The organism is Sphingobacterium lactis, from assembly GCF_011046555.1.
Taxonomy (GTDB): Bacteria; Bacteroidota; Bacteroidia; order Sphingobacteriales; family Sphingobacteriaceae; genus Sphingobacterium; species Sphingobacterium lactis.
Window position 1 is genome coordinate 2,279,979 of the sequence record NZ_CP049246.1, and the last position, 17,054, is coordinate 2,297,032.

At 44.7% G+C, this 17,054-nt stretch carries 15 protein-coding genes; 6 read left to right on the forward strand and 9 right to left on the reverse strand.

Annotation, left to right across the window (positions count from 1 at the left end; genetic code table 11):
- Positions 1-32: 32 nt before the first annotated feature.
- The 4 genes from G6N79_RS10000 to G6N79_RS10015 all read right to left on the reverse strand — a co-directional run bounded on the left by G6N79_RS10000 (position 33) and on the right by G6N79_RS10015 (position 2,007).
- Positions 33-761, reverse strand: a complete 729-nt coding sequence (locus G6N79_RS10000) for a tRNA threonylcarbamoyladenosine dehydratase (RefSeq protein WP_103907187.1) — start codon at positions 759-761, stop codon at positions 33-35.
- Positions 758-1,411, reverse strand: coding sequence for a TatD family hydrolase (locus G6N79_RS10005; protein ID WP_103907188.1), 654 nt, complete (start codon positions 1,409-1,411; stop codon positions 758-760). The genes G6N79_RS10000 and G6N79_RS10005 overlap by 4 nt, the downstream gene beginning before the upstream one ends.
- A gap of 38 nt (positions 1,412-1,449) precedes the next feature.
- Positions 1,450-1,770: a hypothetical protein gene (locus tag G6N79_RS10010; RefSeq protein WP_103907189.1), complete on the reverse strand. Its 321-nt coding sequence runs from the start codon at positions 1,768-1,770 to the stop codon at positions 1,450-1,452.
- Between the two features lie 66 nt (positions 1,771-1,836).
- Positions 1,837-2,007, reverse strand: a complete 171-nt coding sequence (locus G6N79_RS10015; protein WP_160003783.1) for a hypothetical protein — start codon at positions 2,005-2,007, stop codon at positions 1,837-1,839.
- A 153-nt stretch (positions 2,008-2,160) separates the two neighbouring features.
- On the opposite strand from G6N79_RS10015, the gene G6N79_RS10020 reads away from it, so the two are divergent.
- The 3 genes from G6N79_RS10020 to G6N79_RS10030 all read left to right on the forward strand — a co-directional run bounded on the left by G6N79_RS10020 (position 2,161) and on the right by G6N79_RS10030 (position 5,201).
- Positions 2,161-3,066 carry a histone deacetylase family protein gene (locus G6N79_RS10020; RefSeq protein WP_200818821.1) on the forward strand — a complete coding sequence of 302 codons (906 nt, stop codon included), beginning with the start codon at positions 2,161-2,163 and terminating at the stop codon, positions 3,064-3,066.
- 9 nt (positions 3,067-3,075) lie between these two features.
- The gene (locus tag G6N79_RS10025) at positions 3,076-4,131 is read left to right on the forward strand and encodes a nucleoid-associated protein (protein WP_103907191.1); all 1,056 of its coding nucleotides are present in this window, start codon (positions 3,076-3,078) and stop codon (positions 4,129-4,131) included.
- Positions 4,132-4,199: 68 nt separating this feature from the next.
- On the forward strand, positions 4,200-5,201 hold the full coding sequence (locus G6N79_RS10030; protein ID WP_160003785.1) for a DUF3810 domain-containing protein: 1,002 nt from the start codon (positions 4,200-4,202) through the stop codon (positions 5,199-5,201).
- 27 nt (positions 5,202-5,228) lie between these two features.
- On the opposite strand, the gene G6N79_RS10035 is transcribed toward G6N79_RS10030, so the two are convergent.
- Both G6N79_RS10035 and G6N79_RS10040 read right to left on the reverse strand, forming a co-directional pair.
- On the reverse strand, positions 5,229-5,555 hold the full coding sequence (locus G6N79_RS10035) for a HesB/IscA family protein (RefSeq protein ID WP_103907193.1): 327 nt from the start codon (positions 5,553-5,555) through the stop codon (positions 5,229-5,231).
- 77 nt (positions 5,556-5,632) lie between these two features.
- Positions 5,633-6,802: a cysteine desulfurase family protein gene (locus tag G6N79_RS10040; RefSeq protein WP_234993238.1), complete on the reverse strand. Its 1,170-nt coding sequence runs from the start codon at positions 6,800-6,802 to the stop codon at positions 5,633-5,635.
- Positions 6,803-6,884: 82 nt separating this feature from the next.
- Between G6N79_RS10040 and G6N79_RS10045 the strand changes: the two genes are divergently transcribed.
- The gene (locus G6N79_RS10045; protein ID WP_103907194.1) at positions 6,885-7,739 is read left to right on the forward strand and encodes a mechanosensitive ion channel family protein; all 855 of its coding nucleotides are present in this window, start codon (positions 6,885-6,887) and stop codon (positions 7,737-7,739) included.
- Between the two features lie 149 nt (positions 7,740-7,888).
- On the opposite strand, the gene G6N79_RS10050 is transcribed toward G6N79_RS10045, so the two are convergent.
- From G6N79_RS10050 to G6N79_RS10060, 3 genes are read right to left on the reverse strand one after another with little or no spacing between them, the layout of a single operon-like run.
- On the reverse strand, positions 7,889-8,614 hold the full coding sequence (locus G6N79_RS10050; protein WP_103907195.1) for an MIP/aquaporin family protein: 726 nt from the start codon (positions 8,612-8,614) through the stop codon (positions 7,889-7,891).
- A 36-nt stretch (positions 8,615-8,650) separates the two neighbouring features.
- Complete coding sequence (glpK, locus tag G6N79_RS10055) at positions 8,651-10,144, reverse strand: glycerol kinase GlpK (protein WP_103907196.1); 1,494 nt, start codon at positions 10,142-10,144, stop codon at positions 8,651-8,653.
- A gap of 26 nt (positions 10,145-10,170) precedes the next feature.
- Positions 10,171-11,739, reverse strand: a complete 1,569-nt coding sequence (locus tag G6N79_RS10060; protein ID WP_200818822.1) for a glycerol-3-phosphate dehydrogenase/oxidase — start codon at positions 11,737-11,739, stop codon at positions 10,171-10,173.
- 614 nt (positions 11,740-12,353) lie between these two features.
- Here G6N79_RS10060 and G6N79_RS10065 point away from each other — a divergent pair.
- Both G6N79_RS10065 and G6N79_RS10070 read left to right on the forward strand, forming a co-directional pair.
- Positions 12,354-13,622, forward strand: a complete 1,269-nt coding sequence (locus G6N79_RS10065) for a Gfo/Idh/MocA family oxidoreductase (protein ID WP_103907197.1) — start codon at positions 12,354-12,356, stop codon at positions 13,620-13,622.
- Between the two features lie 11 nt (positions 13,623-13,633).
- Positions 13,634-17,032 carry a 3-keto-alpha-glucoside-1,2-lyase-like domain-containing protein gene (locus tag G6N79_RS10070; protein ID WP_103907198.1) on the forward strand — a complete coding sequence of 1,133 codons (3,399 nt, stop codon included), beginning with the start codon at positions 13,634-13,636 and terminating at the stop codon, positions 17,030-17,032.
- Positions 17,033-17,054 lie beyond the last annotated feature (22 nt).

The window sequence follows — 17,054 nt, forward strand, 5'->3', positions numbered from 1 at the left end:
GTTCAACCCCGCTTTCTTATGTTTAGTTTTGACTAATTTTCTTTTGCCATTAAATCTTGAATGGCCACGGAGGCTAATGCACCACCGAATGCAGCAGGCAGGTAAGACATCGTGCCATAGGCAGATTTCTTATAGTTGCTGCCATCTGTATACAAAAGGGATTCCTTATCGGGTAATTCGGTGGAAAACACCACTTTGACCCCTTTACGAATGCCATGTTTTTTCAGTTTTTTACGGATGTGCTGTGCCAGTTTGCAATTGAAGGTTTTGCCAATATCGGCGATCCGGATTTTCGTAGGATCTAATTTTCCGCCTGCACCCATGGAACTCACAAATGGGATTTTCGATTCTATCGCGCGACGGATGAAGAACAATTTTGGCGTGATACTATCGATAGCTTCCACACAGTAATCCGGTTGCAATTCCAGTAACCCGGGAATGGACTGTGGCATTACAAATTCCTGAACCACGTTGAGCTGCAGTTCGGGATTGATGGCCAAAAGACGTTCTCGCATGATTTCAGCCTTGGCAACACCATGATTGGTCGCCAATGCCGGTAACTGTCTGTTTCTGTTGCTGGGATCCACGGTATCACCATCGATAATGGTCATTTTCCCAACTCCGGAACGCGCAATAAATTCTGCGGCGAAAGACCCGACACCACCTAAACCAAGAACCATCACATGTGCGTTTGCTAATTTTTCCAATGCCTCTCTACCGACTAGGGCTTCGGTGCGTGAGAGCCAAGATAAATCCATCATTCTTCTATTGTATAATTAAAAACCTGCTTGAAATTCAGCATGATCTGCTGCTTCAGTTGCTGCAGAGGCAGCTTTCTGACGCGGCAAAAATACGCATAAATTTCAGAGATTTTTGAATTTTTATCATCGCTCTCCAAGAAGATGCGGTCCAATGGAACCGCTTTGATGAATTCATCCATTCCACCTTTGAGGATGTGAGACCCAACAGAAAGGTGAAATCCATTGCTCAAGAGCGTTTTTGCGAGTTCCCAATGCTTGGCATAGCCATGCATCATTACAGGAACTGCATTGTGTTTTCCCAGTAATGCGGCCAATGTTTCGCTATAGGAACGGACCGTATGCAGCACCAATGGCTTCTTCAATCTATTGGCCAATTCAATCTGCCTATCAAAGGCCATTTGCTGCCGTTCCCATGGGGTAGCCGTCAATTTATCCAGCCCACATTCCCCAACGGCCAGAACGCCGGGTTTATTTGCATACATTTCCAAAACCTCAAACTGCTTCTCAAAATCAGTATCGATATACCAAGGGTGGATACCCGCAGTACACGGCGTGCGCGTCATGTAATCTTTGGAAACAATGACATTGGGCAGTGTAAAAATGCCCTGATCGGGAACCGCATGATTATGGGTATGGATGTCGATATACACTAGGGGAATTTTTAAGTAAATGTAACGGAAATTCTGGGTTAATCCACAATTTCATAGGATCCGAATTCCAAAACTATTATTCCACTGGTGGTGTCGATTTTGAATCTTTTCCGCGAGTGGTCTATGTCAAAGTTTTTATCAATATCCTGTACCTCCTCGGAGATTTCCAAGATCACAGGATAGCCCTCATAACTGATTTCAGAACGGGAGTAATGGGTCACTTGATTGAATTGCAAGCGGCACTCGTTGTCCTGTCCTTCTACATCCAGCAAAAGGGTAACATATAAAGTCTGAGTCTTTGAATCCTCTTCTGTCCTAACAATTTCGGCTCCCAATAATGAATCAATGTCGATGGTCATATGCTGTTTTTTCTAAATGGTCATACAATAATAACAGCAGTTTGCACTTTTCGTTTTCAATTCGAATCAATTGTTGCTAAAAACGAAGTTATTAACCTTCAAGTCGTTCAGAACGGCCTGTAGAAGACTGATCTTCCGAACAGCACGGCTCTGCGCTTTGATTCGTTTAATAAATGGATGCGCCTTTCCCGATGGGTTTGTTTGGCTTTTTGAGGAGTTGTTTCTTTTATGGAACATGATTCCTCCTTTTCAAAGTTTATAATGGTAGACAGCAAGTTCTGTCATATTAAAGATAAGTTAATGAAATGAGAATACCAAGAACCTGATATTTTGGATTCCCGATTCCGAATTGAAATAGGATTTCCATATCTTCGTTTCAAAATTCAGTCCTTGTTAAAAATAGCACACCATACAGCTTATATCCATCCTTTACCAGAAGGACATCGTTTTCCGATGTTGAAATATGAGTTGATACCAGCGCAATTGCTCTATGAAGGATTGGTCACAAGGGATCAGTTTTTTGAACCTGGTCTGGTCGACAAGGAAATAGTCAAGCTTGCGCACGATGCCACCTATGTGGAGGATATGTTGGGTCTGCGCTTGGATCCGAAGATGCAGCGTAGGATTGGTTTTCCCATGTCCGCCAGTTTGGTTGATCGGGAGCTCTACCTCATAGACGGCACCATTCAAGCCTGCTTTGCGGCGATGGAACATGGTGTTGCTTTTAATACGGCCGGAGGGACCCATCATGCTGGTCGCGATTTCGGGGAAGGATTCTGCCTGTTCAATGACCAAGCGGTTGCTGCGGCATATCTCCACCATCAAGGGATCGCCAAAAGGATTTTGATCATCGATCTGGATGTGCACCAAGGGAATGGAACTGCCCATATCTTCGCCGATCATCCGGATATCATTACTTTTTCCATACATGGCGAGCGAAATTTCCCTTTTCATAAGGGGAAGTCGCATGTAGATATCGGGCTGCCTGATGGCGTGGCAGATCAGGAATACCTACAACTTTTAGCGCGTGAACTGCCTCGGTTATTCCAGGACTATGCGCCCGAATTTGTATTTTACCAAGCCGGAGTGGATGTGCTGGCGACCGATAAATTGGGGAAGTTCAATATGACGCCGGAAGGTTGTCGGAAGCGGGATGAATTGGTATTTAGAGCCTGCAGGGATTTTCAGATTCCCGTGGAGGTCAGTATGGGCGGCGGATACTCTGTACATATCAAGGATATCGTCAATGCCCATGTCAACACCTACAGGACAGCAATAGATTTATACGATTTTTAAAATATTATTATGTTATTTCATCAAGACGCAGATTTCAAACATTTGATCATTCATCATGTCGGCAATAAAAGCCAGGACGAGTATTTTACCCTTTCGGAAGAAGAAGTGGATGTACATCGGGACGAAATTCTTGCTGATTTACTGATGCAGTATTTTATGAAGCCTTTTTCGAAGGCCAATGAGGTTTACCGCTTCTATCACCCCAACGATACATTGGACCTCAATGAAGTATATTATTTCGCACGTCAGTATTTTGCCGGTGAAAAGCCATTCATTGATTTTTCAAAGGATATCGCGAAATACCTGTACGAGGTAACCGAACATCCGAAGATCAAATCCGGAGAGCTCTATATTGTGGCATTGGATAATATACAGATGGAAGGAGAGGACCATAAAGCGATCGGTATCTTCAAATCGGAAAATAAAGAAGCTTACCTCAAGGTGTATTCCGAGGCTTCTGGCTTGGATGTGAATTATGAGGAAAAAGCCATCAATATCAACAAATTGGACAAAGGAGTGGTCATTGTAAATGTAGAGGAAGAAGAAGGCTATAAAGTACTCTGTGTTGACCAGACCAATGGTTCTGAGGCCGTGTACTGGAAAGATGATTTCCTGAAATTACGAACGCGCAATGATAATTTCCAACAAACGGGAAACATCATGAAGGTGTACAAGAACTTTGTGAACGAGAAGATCGATGAGGTTTTCGATATGGATAAAGCCGATAAGATCGACTTGTTGAATCGGTCGATGAACTACTTTAAATCCAAGGAAACGTTCGATGAAGAGGAGTTCAATACGGAAGTGATCGGAAATCCAGATGCAGTTTCTCTCTTTAAGGATTACAAGAGTAATTTTGAGGAAGAATTCGATACCCCCTTTCAATCCAACTTTGATATCGCGGCACCTGCGGTGAAGAAAATGGCATCAAGTTATAAATCTGTGTTGAAATTGGATAAGAACTTTCATATCTATGTGCATGGCAAGCGGGAACTTTTGGAGAAGGGATATGATGAAGATAAGGGCATGAATTATTACAAACTATATTTCGAGAACGAAGATTAATGTGGCAGCGGAATAGGACATTGGTCATTTGGCTTATCAGCATTTTTATATTGCTGATAGCTGTTAATTTGATTCAGGGAAATCCCGATTGGATTGAATATGGTTATAGCCGATCGTTCTATCCAGTATACGCCTATTTACCGAAGATCCTTTTTGGCTGGTTGCCTTTCAGCATTGGCGATCTGCTGTATGTATCGCTCGGCGCTACTTTATTAATCCTTTTCCTGAAGCCGATTATCCTATTATTTCGCAGGCAGGGGAGGTTGGCGATGCGGCGATTCTTGGTGTTCTTAGGCGTGCTCTTTTCAGTCTACCTGTTTTTTCAGGTGGCATGGGCCATGAATTATTACCGCATTCCTGTCAGTAAACAGTTGAAGCTTAACGTGGATACGGTGTATCTCGAGGATCATCTTTCGATATTAGCCGACCATATAGCCAAAGCCAATCAGCTTCGTGCGCAAGTCAATATGCGTGAACAGAAACGTGATAGCGCGAATATCGAGGTAGAACAGCTGATGCGTGAAGATGCGCAATTTCCCATGTTGAGCAAAACACAGGTCAAAGTGAAATACCCGCTGGTCGGTGTAATGGCATCCTATTTTGGTGTCTCGGGATACTTTAATCCATTCAGTAACGAAGCGCACGTCAATGGCAATATGCCATTGCATAGCTATCCCTTTACGGTAGCCCATGAGCTATCCCACCAGATGGGGATCGGGTTTGAGGATGAATGTAATTTTATAGGTTTTGTGAAGTTGCAGGACCATCCCAATCCATGGTATGCTTATGCGGCATATTTGGAAAGTTCCACCTACCTCTTGCGAAGTCTCTATTTGGTCGATAAAGGAAAGTTTGAAGAGTACAAATTGAAGTTTTCAGCAGCTGTTAAAGCGGATCTGCAAGCGGATCAAGCCTATTGGCAGCAATATACTGGCTGGATCAATACACTATCGGGGATGTTTTACAACCAATACCTGATCCATAACAATCAAGCCGAAGGCATGGCACGCTATGGTATGGTCAGCCGGTTGATCATTGCCTGGGAGAAACAAAAAAAGGCAGCCAACTAGGCTGCCTTTTGTGTCTTATATGTCGTCTTAAACGGAGAAACTTTCGCCACAGGCACATGTCCTGGACGCATTGGGATTGTGGAATTCAAATCCCTTGCCGTTCAATCCGTCGGAATAATCCAATTCAGTCCCTGCCAAATACAGGTAGGATTTGATATCCAAGCAAATCTTGACACCGTTATCTTCGAAGAACTGATCGCCCTTCTTTTCCTCATTATCGAAATTCAGTTTGTAGGAAAGACCTGAGCAACCGCCACTTTCCACGGCCACGCGTACGAAATAGTTGCTGTCGTAGTTTTCATCCCTCATGATCGTATCGATACGTTCCTTTGCTTTATCTGTAATGGTAACCATGCGTAACTCCTTTGATTGTATACTTGCAAATTTACATAAAATCTTAACAGCTTCTTTGAAAAATCATCTGACTTCTGTCATATTAACCCGTCTTTGTACATTTCCCAGATTGGGGAGTGCGCTCGGATAGCTGCTACGGCCTCTTTTAGCTGTTGGATGGCGGAATCCACTTCTTCGCGGTCCGTATATTTGCTGAAACTGAACCGCATACTGCAATAGGCATCTTCAGCGGAATATCCCATTGCCTTGAGCACATGGGACGGATCCCGATCACCAGAGACACAAGCGGATCCTGAAGAGAAGGCTACTTGAGGTAGCTTGGTCATCAGTTCTGCTGTCTTCACATGCTTGATCAGGACATTGCTGGTGTTCGGAAGGCGATTCGCTCCTTTTGTTGGGATACTGCTTTCCTCGACAGCCTTTAGCAATTCCGCTTCAAAATAATCCCGAAGGGTCGCTATTTCAAACTTTTGCTGCGCTTGATGTGCTGCTTCTCCCAACCCAACAATTTGATGTACAGGATAGGTTCCGCCACGCAAGCCATGTTCCTGTTTACCACCTGAAATCAACGCAGGAATCTGTATGGGTTTTGATTTTCGGCGAATATACAAGGCGCCAATTCCTTTCGGCCCATGCATTTTGTGGGCACTAAGGCATAAGATATCTATCGGGGTTTCCTCCACGTTCAGCGGTAATTTGCCGATCCATTGGGTAGCATCACAGAAAAACAGCACACCTTTACGTTGGCAGATTTCAGCAATTTCCTGCAAGGGGTGAATGACCCCCGTTTCGTTATTGGCTGCCATCAGGCATACCAACACCGTTTCCGGTCCTATGGCATCTTCCAAGGCCTGGAGATCTATTTCCCCCAGTCCATTGACCTTCAGCAAATCGATGGCCATGCCTTCCTTCGTAAGCTGCTCACAAGTTGTCAGGACAGCCTTGTGTTCCGTTCCGCAGGTGAGGATGCGGTTGCCTATCGTTCGATAGGATTTGCTTATACCACGCAGTACGGTATTGATGGCCTCGGTTGAACCCGAGGTAAACGTGATTTCCTTGGGGTTAGCATGAATCAATTCGGCCACCTGAATTCTTGCATGCTCAACAGCGTGGCTTCCCTGACGACCTAGTTTATGTTGAACGCTGGAGGCATTGCCATATTGTTCTTTCAGATAGGGCAACATGGCTTCCAAAACAAGGTCATCAATCCGCGTGGTGGCATTATTGTCGAAATAGGCGATTTTCATGTGTTAAAGTTATCTAAAATTTTCAGGGCAAATACGCTAATATTGTCCTTTTTTATAATTTTGAAAATTAAAATTACACACTATGAAGTTTGCAAATCTGGAGAGTAGTTTGGAGAAACTATTTGATTCCATCCTGTTGAAAATGCCGAGCATCGTTGTCGGCTTTTTAATTTTATTTATCGGTCGTTATGTGATCAAGTTCCTGTTGCGCTTCATTGATCGCCGGTTTGAAAAGCGAAATGTGGATATGTCCATCCGTTCGTTTATCAAGAGCATGGTTAAAATTACCCTATATGTGCTGCTGTTATTAACGGTTGCCAATACCATGGGTATACAGACCACCTCTTTTATTGCCGCTTTATCTGCCTTTGGTTTGGCAGTGGGTATGGCCTTGCAGGGCAGTTTGTCAAACTTTGCCGGAGGTGTCCTGATTTTGATGTTCCGACCATTTGACGTTGGCGATTATATCTCCAGTGCCAACGGATCTTCTGGATCGGTGGAACGTATCGACCTCCTGTATACCACGTTGATCGACGATGACGGTATCCGTGTGTTCAGTCCGAACGGCACATTGGCGAACTCTGTTATCAAGAATTTCACGAAGATTGCTTACCGCAGAATGCAGTTCTCATTGGTGATTTCCTACGATACCAATATCAAGCAAGCCCGTGAAGCTATCCTTGCAGTGTTAGCTGCTGATTCCAGGGTACTGGAAAAACCTAAAGCAGAAGTAATCGTAGGTGATCTTAAAGAATCCGGCATCACATTGACGGTACGTGCTTGGGCTAATCGGGAAGTGTATTGGGCGACCAAGAATGAAGTAGGGGAAGAGATCAAGAACGTGTTGGATGGCAAGAATGTCGTATTCCCTTCAAATATCGTAAAGATTATCGGTGAAAGTCCGAAAGGAACCAATCCAGACCAAGTGCAAACTTAGTCCTTGGAATGGATCAACACATAATATCGGTAAGCTACAACAGCCTGTTGTAGCTTACTTAATTTAGAAGGATCCTCCTTGCTATATTTTGGTAAAATAGCCTGATTGATTTTGTTCAATATCCTAAAGAATCCCTTTTTCATTTCTTTTTAGTGTATTAGTGTGTTTAAACCTACCGCTAAAAGTGCGCCAATAATTGGTCCGAGTACCGGAACCCATGCATATCCGGCATCAAATCCAGCTTTATTCTGAATCGGTAGGATCGCATGCATGATACGTGGCCCCAAATCTCTAGCGGGATTGATGGCGTATCCTGTTGTGCCCCCAAGGGATAGGCCGATCACCCAGACTACAAAAGCAACAGGGATAGCGCCAATGGATCCCAGGCCGACAATGGAATCGTCAGACAACTTCGCATCCGTAAAATGCAGGATGGTAAAGATCAACACAAAAGTAGCAATGGTTTCCGAAAACAGGTTGATAGGTAAGTTCCGGATGGCAGGTGCGGTACAGAACACCGCTTGTTTAGCGCCGGCATCATCTGTTGTATCAAAATGGCTTTTGTAAAATAACCAAACGCATGTGGCACCGATCATGGCTCCCAGGAACTGGGCACCCATATACGATAGGGAAGTGGCCAAATCCATCTTACCCAGTGCGAGGTTGGCAATTGTCACGGCACAGTTTAAATGCGCTCCGCTATAGGGACCTGCGATGGTGACCCCAACGAAGACGGCCAATGCCCAAGCTGTGGCAATCACTATCCAACCGGAGTCATTGCCCTTGGTCCCTTTCAGGACGACGTTGGCAACAACGCCGCCCCCCAGTAATATCATTACGGCAGTGCCGATCAATTCTGCAATAAATGCTGTCATAAGTGGTTTATTTTAGGTTGCTTATCTTAATTCTCTTTAAGGGTTTTGTGACCAATATTTTACGGCATTGATGGCACGGTTCCATTCTGCCAGATTCTTGGTCAATTTATTGGATTTATCTGCATCAATGCGTTTATCTTCTTTCCAAATGGCTTCCAATTCTGCGGTATTCTCCCAAAAACCGACAGCCAAACCTGCTAAGAAAGCAGCGCCCATGGCGGTGGTTTCTGTGATTTCCGGCTTGACAACGGTAGACTTCAGGATATCTGCCTGAAATTGCAGGAGGAATTTATTTTCCGTAGCCCCGCCGTCCACACGCAGTTCCTTGATCTTCGTCTGTGAATCTGCTTCCATCGCTTTCAGGATGTCGTGGGTCTGATAGGCGATACTTTCCAAGGCTGCACGGGCAATATGGGCGTCTGTTGTCCCCCTGGATATCCCGAAAATGGTACCGCGTGCATTTGGATCCCAATGCGGCGCCCCAAGACCCGCAAATGCAGGGACCAGGTAAACTCCGTCAGTATTCTCTACACTGGTTGCAAGTTTCTCAATATCGCTGGATTTCTTGATGATCTTTAATTCATCGCGCAACCATTGCACAACAGCTCCTCCGATGAAAATACTGCCCTCCAGGGCATAGATGACTTCCTTGCCGATCTTCCAGGCAATCGTCGTTACCAGTTTATTCTCTGATTTGACAGGCTTCGTGCCAACATTCATCAACAGGAAACAACCTGTTCCGTAGGTATTTTTCGCCATACCTTTTTTCAGGCACATTTGTCCAAATAGTGCGGCCTGCTGGTCGCCTGCAATACCGGCAATAGGTATGGACTTCGACCCCAATTCCTTGGAGGTCTCGCCATAGATCTCCGAAGAGCTCTTAACTTCCGGAAGGATGGATGCTGGAATATCAAAAAGCTCCAACAAGTCTTTATCCCAACCGAGGTCCTTAATGTTATATAGCATGGTGCGGGAAGCGTTCGTCACGTCAGTCACGTGCTGCTCACCATTGGTGAGGTTCCATATCAACCACGAATCTATGGTGCCAAAGGCCAATTCGTTGCGCTCCGCCATTTTGCGGGCGCCTTTGACATTATCCAGGATCCACTTGATCTTGGTAGCGGAGAAGTAAGAATCGATCAATAAACCGGTTTTCTCCTGCACGGTTTCCAGGTGTCCCTCTTTTATCAACTGGGCACAGTAATCCGCTGTCCGACGGTCCTGCCAAACAATGGCATTGTAGATGGGTTCGCCCGTCCGGCGATTCCAGATGACAGTAGTCTCCCGTTGGTTGGTAATACCGATACCTTTGATAGCATCCAATTTGGTTTTATGTTTCGCCAATGCTTCCGTAAAGACGGCAAGCTGCGTTGACCAGATCTCCCGAGGGTCATGTTCAACCCACCCCGATTTTGGGTAGATCTGTTGAAATTCTTTCTGTGCGATATTGACAATTTCGCCAGCCTTATTGAAAAGGATGGCGCGTGAGCTTGTTGTACCTTGATCTAAAGCAACAATATATTCCTTCATTCTCTATTTGTTTATATTGGTTTGAATTACAACAGATAACGATCTGCTAATTCATTGAATTGATTAACTTCGTTTTGTGCCCATTCTGATGATTTGCCCAATTCCTGAGCCATCAATGATGCAACTTTTGGTGCAGCTTGTTTTGCAGCTTTCGCATCCAAGAGGAGCAGCCGACAGCGTCTTGCCAGAAAATCTTCTACCTTGCGGATCATCTCATAGCGACATGCCCAAACTACCTCGGCAGCATTGTATTCATAGCCTTCCACCAAATGCTCACGAAGGCTCTCATTCTCCTGGATAAGCTGTTGGATCGCTTGATAATCCTTGCCGTATAAGTTCCAATGTTCATGGTAGACATCAGGCGTTGAACCATGGATAGCCAAGTGTTTGGTTCGACAAGGGACTTCCTTCAGTTTTCCTACAGAAATGGCCATATTAACCGTTTCTTCGGCCATCTTACGGTAGGTTGTCCATTTCCCACCGGTGATCGTAATCAATCCCGATGCACTGTGGATGAGTTTATGGTCGCGTGAAATCTCTTTTGTGCTTTCCTCATTGTCCTTGGGAGCAGCTAAAGGCCGTAATCCTGCATAGATACTTAGGATATCTTCCCTTTTTGGTGCCGGATTCAGGTAATTATCTGCTGTAGTAAGGATAAAGTTGATTTCATCCTCCATGGGCCTTGGCTCTATTTCATGTTCGTTAATTGGAATATCGGTTGTACCTAACAGCACTTTCCCATGCCATGGCACGCCAAACAATACTCGTCCATCACTTGTTTCTGGAATCATTAAGGCATCATGGCCATCGAGGAACTTCTGATCGATAACGATGTGGGAGCCTTGACTTGGTCGAACCAGGTTCTTGTGATTTGGCGTATCCAATTTTAAGATATCATCCACAAAGATTCCTGTGGCATTGATAACCGTTTTAGCTTGAATGGTATAGGTCTGTCCAGTTTCTGTGTCCCTTACGGTAACACCATTGATTTTTCCGTCTGCATTTTTATGGAAATCGCTTGCTTCCATATAGTTCAGCACAGTGGCTCCATGCTCTACTGCTGTCTGACCCAGGTTCACGGCAAGGCGCGCATCATCAAACTGTCCATCATAATACAAAATCCCACCCTTCAGTCCATTTTGTTTAATATGGGGCAACTTTTCTACGACCTCTTTCTTGGATAATAGGACTGATTTGCCTATCCTAAGGCTTCCGGCCAACCAATCATAAAGTTTGAGTCCAACGAGGTATTTTAACTTGTCAAAAGTAGAGTAGAGGGGAATAACGAAAGATTGTGCAGAGGAGACGTGAGGTGCATTTTTAAAGATTAACCCTCTTTCGCGTAGCGCACCGATCACCAATTTAATATCGCCATTGGCGAGATAGCGGACTCCACCGTGCACCAATTTGGTACTTTTGCTACTGGTGCCTTTAGCAAAATCATATTTTTCAACCAATAAGACCTTAAACCCGCGGCTGGCAGCATCCACTGCCGTTCCCAAGCCTGTCGCGCCACCACCAATGATGACCATATCCCAAACCTGGGAGAGGGTCAATTGTTCCAATTGGTCTTTCCTATTTATTTCAATTAACATTTTTTATTGTTTTATATCCTTAAATGTAAGAAATTTCAGGGGGATTAATCAAGGCGTTACCAATTCTTTACCGTAAATTAATATGAAAAGAAAAATTAGCAATAGTTATAGCGAAGGCGGTTTTCGCAGGCAGAAAGATTAGTTTTGGAATTTTTATTTCCATAAAGGAGATATCAATGAGCTTTCAAAAGCTTTTATTACCTTTTTCCTAACTACCATATTTACGTCCTTATTTGGGCATAAATGGGAAATTTGCTATCCTAATAAGAGAGTGTCAATTAAAATGTAAGGTCAGCTTCGGTGGTTAATATCCTATTAGGATTAGCAGTTGAGGTGGGGATATTGGCTTTTACTTCATTTCCGTAATAATTTACTTACGCAAACGGTTGTTTAAACCTTTTATAATATTTTTAAATTTATATGGCATAAATTAGTAAAGATTTGACCGATTACAATAAGTCAAAACGCGTAACTTTTTATAGAATTGTAAAACTAAATCTGATAATACAATTTATAGGAAGATAATTTGTGTTTTAGGAGTTTCAAGTACATTAAGAATGATGGCAGGACTTTTAAAGCATGCATTTGTCATATCCAAATGAATCTTATCCATTATGAAAGAAACAAATAATACTTCTAGGCGCGATTTCATTAAGAAATCGTTGATCGGGGCGGCAGCATTTACCATTGTTCCTCGTTTTGTTCTTGGAAAAGGGTACTTGGCGCCAAGTGATCACCTGACTAAAGGTGTAATTGGTGTTGGTTCCATGGGGCGTGGACATTTCAACTATGCCGGTACGAAAACCGTTGCTATCTGTGATGTCGATACGCGACATTTGGCCATTGCCCAAAAAGCACTTGGTGGTGGGGTAAAGGAGCACCATGATTTCCGTGACTTGATTAATAATCCAGAAGTTGATATTGTACATATTGCTACACCGCCACACTGGCACGGATTGATGGCTGTAGAAGCTGCCCGTTCAGGAAAAGATATTTGGTGTGAAAAACCAATGACCAGAACGATCGGTGAAGGTAAAAAAGTAAAAGAAGCTGTAAAACAGCACGGTAATATTTTCAGATTGAATACGTGGTTCCGTTTTGATGCCAATTTCTACGGCATGAATGTACCGGTTAAGAAAATCAAGAAATTGGTCGATACAGGGATGTTGGGCTGGCCGCTTAAAGTGACCATCAGTAAACATACTGGATTCGATTGGAAGTTCTATTGGGTTGGGAAAACAAACCTTCCCGTTCAACAGGTCCCGAAGGAGTTGGATTATGAAATGTGGTTAGGTCCTGCCCCATACAAACCGTACAGTGCACACCGCACGCACCTCACTTTCCGCGGCTATTGGGATTATGATGGTGGCGGATTAGGGGATATGGGTCAGCATTATTTGGATCCGGTTCAGTATTTCTTAGGCAAGGATAGCGAAAGCCCGATCAAGATCGAGGTAGACGCGCCTCAACAGCATTCCGATGCCGTAGGCACATGGCGTAAGATCACCTATACCTATGCGGACGGTTGCCAAATTATTTTGGATGGCGAAGGTACAGAGGTAGGAAAGGCCTACATCGAAGGGCCAAAAGGAAAGCTTTATCGTGGCTTTGTTTCCGATATTCCGGATATGGAGCGCAAGTTAGCGCAATATCCTGATCCAGCGCCACAGGTGACCGATTTTGTGGAGGCCGTACGTACGCGGGAAAAATTCGCGTTGAATGAGGAAAATGGTTATTATTCTTGTACACTGGTCAATTTAGGACTTGCAGCCCTCCGTCTGAACAGGACCTTGCATTTTGATTCCAATACGCAAGAATTTGTAAATGATGAAGCTGCTAACCGATTAATTAACCAACCGATGAGAGGCCCTTGGGCATTCTAAACCGACAAATCATGAAAAAAGTATTTAACACCATAACCGCTCTATTATTTATCCAGGTAGCTGCCTATGCTCAACAACCAGGCAACAGGACCTCGGCTACAAAAATTGCCGATGTCTTGGCGCAACAACCTGCCGAAGAACAAACGAAGTTCTTGCAGGCCATGAAAGAGTTGGAAGGTTTTACCGCCGATGATGTATCAGCACTGTTGATCGGGTTGAAGCCACAGGGCGGAAATAATGCGCCAGTGGAATATGCGACGAATTCCTATGCATTTTATGTGATGCAACCAGGAATGGATGGTCAACGGGCGACTTATGTGCAAGGCTTGTTGCATGCCTTGGATAAATTGACCGATAAAAATAACAAAGGCTATGTTTTCGAGCTTTTGAAATTCTGTGCGAAGAATGATGCCATTGAAAAAGTGGCTCCATATCTTTCCGATGAAGAGCTTGCTGAGAAAGCCGCACGCGTGCTGAATGCTATCCGTACGCCTGAGGCTGCACAAGCGTTGCACACAGGGCTCCAGAATGCGCCTAGCGAGAAGATCGCCATGGGTATTACTGCTGCTTTGGGAGACTTGGAGTACGCAGAGGCTGAGGCTAAGATTATCGAACTTCTCGGGAATTACAATTCCGATAACTATCAATTGACCGGGCTAACGGCCTTGAGCAAGATCGGTGGGACAGCATCGGCTCCAGTTTTCCTGGAGAAGGCCAAAGCGAAGAATTTTCAATTCGATTCGAGTAATGCTGCTAGCTTAGCTGTCGATTATGCACAGACGCTGGCACGAAAGGAGAAACATAAAGAAGCAAGCACGTTTGCAAGTACGCTATATAAGCAAGCAGCAGGTGCGAAAGCTTCAACGATACAGGCAGGTGCTATTGCTGTTTTAGCTGATATCGCCCCCGCAAAACAGAAGAAAGAACTTTTGAAATTGGCGTCTGGTGAAGATAAATTACTTCGTCAGGTAGCCCTAGATCTATTGGCTGAAGATGCTTCTGCAAAAGACCTAGCGAAATTAGCTGGTTCATTGCGCAAGCTCGATGGAGATGCACAAGAAAGCGTTTTGAATTTCTTAGCAGACAAAGAAGCTACGGTAGCCACAAAAGCAATCGAGAAAGGTTTTTCAAGCCTAAAAGATGAAGAGGCAAAGGTTGCCGCATTGCGTACCTTATCGATTCTATCCAAAGGAACAAACACCGAATTCCTGATCCAACAGATCCCAACGGCATCCGAAAAGGAATTAGCCGAGATCAAGACGCTGCTTCTTACAGCTCCAGAGCAGTCTACTATTGGGCAGGTCAATAAAGCTTTAGCTTCGGCGGATCCAAAAACGCAGGTTGCTTTATTGGATGTGCTGTCCACACGCACCAATGCCGAGTCAGCTGCTGCTGTATTGCCATTAACCGCGTCTACAGATCCAGCAGTGAAGTTAGCCGCCTATAAAGCATTGCCTACCGTTGTCAATAGGGATAACTTGGAAGCTGTAATCCGTTTGATGGATTCGGCATCTCCAGAGGAACTTGTATTCGCTCAGGAAGCCGCAATCATCGCCATCAATTCAGGAGCGAACAAGGATGCTGATATCCAACGCTTGGCAGGTAATATTTCCCGCTCGGCAGCACCGTCAGCAGGAAAATATTTCCCTATTTTCGCCGGTGTCGGTGGTCCTGAAGCATTACAGGCTGTACAAAACTATGTCGGTACTGAAGGGCCGTTGAAAGCGGAAGCCATCAAGGCGTTAGCAAATTGGACGAATGCAGAATCCTTACCGACGTTGATCCGTCTGTCAAAAACAGAAAAAGACCCAGCAATCTTTGAAACGGTATTCAGCGGATTGATCAAGCAATTGAATGCCAGTGAGGTGAATCCCGAACAGAAAACATTATTGCTACGTGATGCCTTTGCATTGGCACAAAATACAAAGCAAAAGCGCGCAGCACTTAATAACCTGCAGTCCACAGGGACCTATAATGCCCTGATCTTTGCTAGCAAGTACATGGATGATGCGGAACTGGGTGGTGCGGCAAGCAACGTTGCGATGAATATCGCGATGGACCATAAAGATTATGTGGGATCAGATGTTCGCGCGATCTTGAATAAAGCGGCAGAGAAACTGTCCGGAAGTGAGAGTTCGTATCTGAAAGAGGCCATTGTTCGTCATTTGGCCGAGATGCCAAGCGAGCAGGGCTATGTTTCCATCTTCAATGGCAAAGATCTGACCGGTTGGAAAGGTTTGGTGGAGAATCCGATTGCCCGTGCGAAAATGTCAAAAGCTGAACTTGCGAAGAAACAGGCGGAAGCTGACAAGAAAATGCGGGAGAGTTGGTCTGCCATCAATGGCGACCTGGTGTTTTCTGGCCACGGCGATAATATTGCCACGGTGAAGCAATACGGTGATTTTGAAATGTTGGTTGACTGGAAGTTGGATCCGAACGGAAAAGAACCGGATGCAGGTGTATACTTGCGCGGAACGCCACAGGTGCAGATCTGGGATATCTCCCGTACCAATGTCGGAGCGCAGGTTGGTTCCGGAGGCTTGTACAATAACACGAAAAACCCGAAAGACCCATCCAAAGTAGCAGATAATGCACTTGGGGAATGGAATAACTTTAAAATCCGAATGGTTGGCGAGAAAGTCTCCGTTTGGTTGAATGGTGAATTGGTTGTTGACCAGGTTACGTTAGAGAACTATTGGGACCGTAATCAATCGATTTTCCCAACGGAACAGATCGAATTGCAGGCGCACGGATCCCGCGTGTGGTACCGTGATATCTTTGTGAGGGAAATTCCACGCCAAGAGATTTCCACATTAAGCGATCAGGAAAAAAAGGAGGGATTTGAACTTTTATTCGATGGAACCAACCTCGATAAATGGACGTCATCTCCGGCTTATGAAATAACGAAGCAAGGTTATATTCGTTCGAATCCGGACGCGAAATTCGGAAAGAACCTCTATACGAAGAATCAATATGGCGATTTCATCTACCGTTTTGAGTTCAAGCTAACGCCTGGAGCGAACAATGGTATTGGCATCCGCACGCCATTGGAAGGTGATGCAGCCTATGCAGGTATGGAAATCCAGGTTTTGGACGATACGGCAGATGTATACAAGAACCTAAAACCCTATCAGTACCACGGATCAGTTTATGGGATTATTGCGGCCAAGCGAGGTGCATTAAATCCTGTCGGTGAATGGAATACTGAGGAGATCCGCGTTCAAGGCAACAAGATCAAGGTGACGGTGAATGGAAAGGTCATCGTTGACGGCGATCTGCAGGAAGCTAGCAAGAATGGGACAGCCGATGGCAAGCAACATCCTGGACTGCAGAATGCTACCGGTCATATCGGATTCCTAGGCCATGGCACGGAAGTATTTTTCCGCAATATCCGTATTAAATCATTATAGGGAAATATACATTCAACATACA